The organism is Betaproteobacteria bacterium, from assembly GCA_016791345.1.
GTDB lineage: Bacteria > Pseudomonadota > Gammaproteobacteria > Burkholderiales > JAEUMW01 > JAEUMW01.
Genome location: JAEUMW010000130.1, coordinates 1 through 4,236, shown reverse-complemented (window position 1 = coordinate 4,236; position 4,236 = coordinate 1). Strand labels below are relative to the sequence as shown.

General features: G+C 68.3%; 4 protein-coding genes. All 4 read right to left on the bottom strand.

The genetic code is table 11. The annotated features are described in order from the left end of the window. Positions 1 to 463 (bottom strand): SCO family protein (locus tag JNK68_05525; protein ID MBL8539815.1); only part of this gene is annotated, 463 nt, incomplete at its 3' end. Positions 464 to 534: 71 nt separating this feature from the next. Then, positions 535 to 2,151, bottom strand: a complete 1,617-nt coding sequence (locus tag JNK68_05520; GenBank protein ID MBL8539814.1) for a cbb3-type cytochrome c oxidase subunit I — start codon at positions 2,149 to 2,151, stop codon at positions 535 to 537. A 297-nt stretch (positions 2,152 to 2,448) separates the two neighbouring features. Beyond that, a complete protein-coding gene (locus JNK68_05515; protein MBL8539813.1) occupies positions 2,449 to 4,017 on the bottom strand; it encodes a hydrogenase iron-sulfur subunit in 1,569 nt (522 codons plus the stop codon). 12 nt (positions 4,018 to 4,029) lie between these two features. Beyond that, the gene (locus JNK68_05510; GenBank protein MBL8539812.1) at positions 4,030 to 4,185 is read right to left on the bottom strand and encodes a hypothetical protein; all 156 of its coding nucleotides are present in this window, start codon (positions 4,183 to 4,185) and stop codon (positions 4,030 to 4,032) included. Between the last annotated feature and the right edge of the window lie 51 nt (positions 4,186 to 4,236).

Sequence of the window (4,236 nt, the reverse complement as noted above, 5' to 3'; positions counted from 1 at the left end):
CGCCCTTACCGTAGCCATGGTAGAGCCGCAACCGGCCCTCCGGATCGAAGATGAAGGTCCCGGCCGAGTGATCGATGAGGTAGTTCTCCGCCGACGCGCCGGGCGTCTTCTGCGAGAACACCTTGAAGTCGCGCGCGGTCTCCGCGATCTGCTGCTCGTCGCCGTGCAGTCCGAGAAATGTCGGATGGAACGAGGGTACGTAGCGGGCGAGGAGCGCCGGCGTATCGCGCAGCGGATCGACGGTGACGAACAGCACTTGCACGCGATCCGCCTGCGGCCCGAGCTCACGCATCGCCGCCGCGGCTTCCGCGAGCGTGGTCGGGCACACGTCCGGGCAGTGCGTATAGCCGAAGAAGAGCAGCACCACCTTGCCCTTGAAGTCGGCGAGCGTGCGCGTGGTCCCGTTGTGGTCGGCGAGCCGGAAGTCCCTGCCGTAGGCCGCGCCGCTCACGTCCGTGTTCATGAACGGTTCGCGGCTGCACGCGCCGAGCAGCACGATCCCGATGAGCGCGAGCAGGAGCCGACACGTCGGCGTCACGTCGACCCTCCGCGGTGCGCGGCGAAGATGGCGCGCACCACCACGATGAGGAAGATCAGCCCGCCGACGGCTGCGACGAGACCGCCGAAGCCCATGATCCCCATGGCGACGATCTCTTCGGTGGAGCGCAGAGCCTGTGCGCCGCCCGCGACCTTGCGCTGCACCCCGTAGCCGCCGGACCACACCAGCCCGAGGATATGCAGGAGCTGTCCGCCGCCGTAGACGTACGGCTGCCACGCTGCGAGCCGGCCGACAGGTTTCGCGAATCCGAGCTGCGGCAGCAGGTGGTACGTGAGCCCCATGAAGGCCAGAGTGACGCCGACGATGCATCCGTGGTAGTGGGCCGGGATCTTCACGTTGCTGCCGTGGATCATGAAGCCGATGATGCCGCCGACGCCAAAGACGGCGAGCGATGCGATCAGCGACCCAAAGAGCGCCTGCTCGCGCTGCGCCTGCGCACCGCTGCGCGCCATGCCGATGACCAGGGCGAGCGCAAAGGGCGCGATGGCCAGCCCGCCGCCGATGCGCATGATCCAGGTAAGGAAGTTGTGGTGCTGCACCGACCCCACGTCGTGACCGAGGTAGACCACGGGCGTGAGAAACACGGACGCCAGACCGATCCCGAAGAGCAGCACGCTCACCCGCGGCGAGAGCGGCAGCCTGAAATCGAGCGCGGTCGCGAGCCACAGCCAGGCGACGAACATGAGCAGCGTGTAGGTGAACTGAATGACGTGACCGCCGCCCCAGAAGAGGATCTCGTAGTAGGTGCGCGATTCGACGCCCGCGGGCATCGCCCACCACGACCACGCGAAGGCGAAGATGGCGACCGCGGCGGAGACGAGCGCGCTGTTGAGCCCGAAGCGCAGCGCGCCTTGTCCGCTCAGGTTCATGCCCACGAGCGGGACCGCCGCCATGCTGCGCACGACAAGCACCACGAACCCCGCGGCGAAGATGCCGAGGCCCCAGAGGAAGAACGGATCCTCGAGCACCGGGACGTAGTTGCTCATCACGGGATTACCGCGGCCGACGAAGGGCGCGAGCGACATCAGCGTGGCGCCCGTCACCGCGAGTGTGAGCGCCGCCCAGCCCGCCCCGATGAAGCGCGGCGTGCTGTTCAGGCTCCAGAAAACGCCGGCGAACGCGAGAAACCACACCAGAACCGACAGGTCCACGTGCACCACCAGCGCGACGTGGAAGAAATCCACGAGCGGGAAGACGTCCTTTACGTATGGCGCGCGGGAGAGCACGAGCAGAACGGAGAAAACCCCCGAGGCGATGAGCGACACGAGCCCGAGGGTGAGCCACCCTACCGCCAGCTTGCGCCGCGCACCCTGCGGAATCGAAAGGGCGTAGCGGTACGTCGCCGCGGGGACTGCAGCGGAAGTCCACGGGCGCGCGGCGGTCGCAGCGGTCTTCACAGGAAGAGTACCCCGCCACGACTGCGGTCGAAGTCGATCGTCAGCAGCTGACCCGGTTCGAGGGTTACCTCCGCCTCGCGCATGAAGGCAAAACCCGCAACCGTTGCATCGTCGTTCACGGCTGCCTCGATGCGGTGTGTGCCGGCGATTACCGGCAAGCGCAGATATACGGCCGACGAGCCGTCGCGCCGCCATCCCGACGACCGAATCGTGTCCTGGTAGATCACTGCCCCGTCCACCACGAGGCGGATCGAGAGCGGGGCGCGCTCGCGCGGACACTCCTCGGGCTTGCGCATGTTCGGCGCGCGTGCCGCGAGCTCGGCCTCCGAGAGGCGCCGGCATTCGCCGAGCGGCAGCCCCGGCTGGCTCACGCTCAAGCGAATCATCGCCTGCTCCGGCGGCAGGTGCTGGTAGCGCGGCGACGCCGAGAGATAGCCGATGCCGAGCGCGAACACGGCGAACACGCCGGCGCTGCCGATCCAGTTGCGCGGCTCAGCCATGGGCGATGCGGGTGAGCGCACGCGGCCGCTGCCCTGCGTCGAGACGATCAAGCGACGCGCGTAAGCCCGCGAGCGCCTGCACCAGCGCTTCCCGGTCGACTGGGTTGGCCCACACGATCCGCACGCGCTCGCGCGGCACGTTCATGCGCAGATGCGGCTCGCGCTCGCCGGCGAGCCGCGCCTCGACCCAGCGATTGCCGAGACGATACTCGCAGCTCCCGGACTGGCAGCCGGTGATGAGCACGCCATCGGCACCGCCGCGGACGGCGTACTCGATGAACGAAGGCGGCAGTTGCGCCGTGCAGACGAGGCTCAACACCCCGGTGTCCGGCGCCGCGAGGGTGCGCACGTCGAGGGCGTGGTCGCAGCCGAAGACCATCACCTTGGTGTGCCCGGTGAGCGCGACGAGACGCTGCTCCAGTTCGGCGCGCAGCCGAGCGATTCGCAACTGCGGCAGGTCGATGCCGGTCGTGAGATCCGCGACGGTGCGAAACGGTGTCGACGACGGGCAGGCGCCGGCGCAAATGCCACAGCCCGCGCAGAGGTCCGCCAGCACGACCGGCATCTTCTGCTGCGGGCGTCCGCCCGGACGGGGTTCCATGATCACCGCCGCGTACGGGCAGTCGTCGAAACAGCGGCCGCAGCCGTTGCAGTTCGCGAGATCCACCGCGGCGATCGGCATGCGCGCCCGCTTCGGCACCCAGGGCAGCAGCAGCAGGAGGAGCGTCGCGCCCCCCGCGAGCGCCCAGAGGGTGCCGGCCGAAGTCGCGTATTGCAGCGGGTGGGCGAAGAGGTAAAACCAGTCGAGATCGAGCGCCGCCGGTACGCGGGCGAGATCCGCCGGCGCGTGGCTCGTCGCCGGATACGCGAGCGAGAGCACGACGAGCGTGGCGAGCGTGCTCCACGCGAGCAGCCGCGGCGGATTGGTCGCGGCTCGGCTGATGCGCTGGACGTGGATCCACATGCCGAGCAGAAGCAGGAGCGGGATCCCGATGTGGAGGAAGATCAAAAGCGAGAAGAAACGGTCGCCAACGCTCGCGGGCGTGAGGAAGTTGCGCGTGAGTGGATCCCCGAAGAGCGGCAGCCAGTCGAGCCACTCCGTCGTCGCGATCAGGGAGAACTGCGCGAGCTCGTCCCACACCAACCAGTAGCCCCCGATGCCGGAAGCGTAGGCGAGCCAGACGAGCAGGACGCCCGTCACCCAGGAAAACCACCGGAACCCGTGCGCGTGGCCACGGATCCACTCCTTCGCGAGGTGCAGCAGCATGACGACGACGAAGGCATCCGAAGCGTAGCGGTGGAGGCTGCGCATCAGTCCGGCCGCGTACCACTGGTCGCGGGTCATGTGTTCGACCGAGCGGTAGGCACCGGTCACGCTCGTATCGAACAGCGCATAGACGTAGATGCCGCTCGCGGCGATGATCCAGAACAGGAAGTAGCCGAGGGCCCCCAAGTGGCGCCAGGGGTTGAGGCGCGGGCCGAAGCAGCGGTCGAATAGCGACTCGATCGCATCCAGACCGCGTGCGGCGAGCGGATGAGGCGCGGCCAGCGTCCCTTTCATGACGATCGCGTCTCAGGTACTGAAGATGAACCCGCCTTTCGACGGCTGAAAGTCGATCACCACCGCGTCGCCGGGTTTGAGGTCGATGGTGGCCTCGGCACTGTGAGCGAAGCCCGAGGCGGGGGAGTCGTTGAGCCGCGCGACGAAGCTGTGGCGACCGGCCGGCACCGTCAGCCGTGAATAGAGGGGGGCGGGGCCGTCCCGGTTGAGACCGGATGG

Bases quoted from the DNA above. Each gene is read 5' to 3' on its own strand.
- JNK68_05515 (MBL8539813.1), bottom strand. From the start codon at position 4,017: ATGAAAGGGACGCTGGCCGCGCCTCATCCGCTCGCCGCACGCGGTCTG.
- JNK68_05520 (MBL8539814.1), bottom strand. From the start codon at position 2,151: ATGGCGGCGCGACGGCTCGTCGGCCGTATATCTGCGCTTGCCGGTAAT.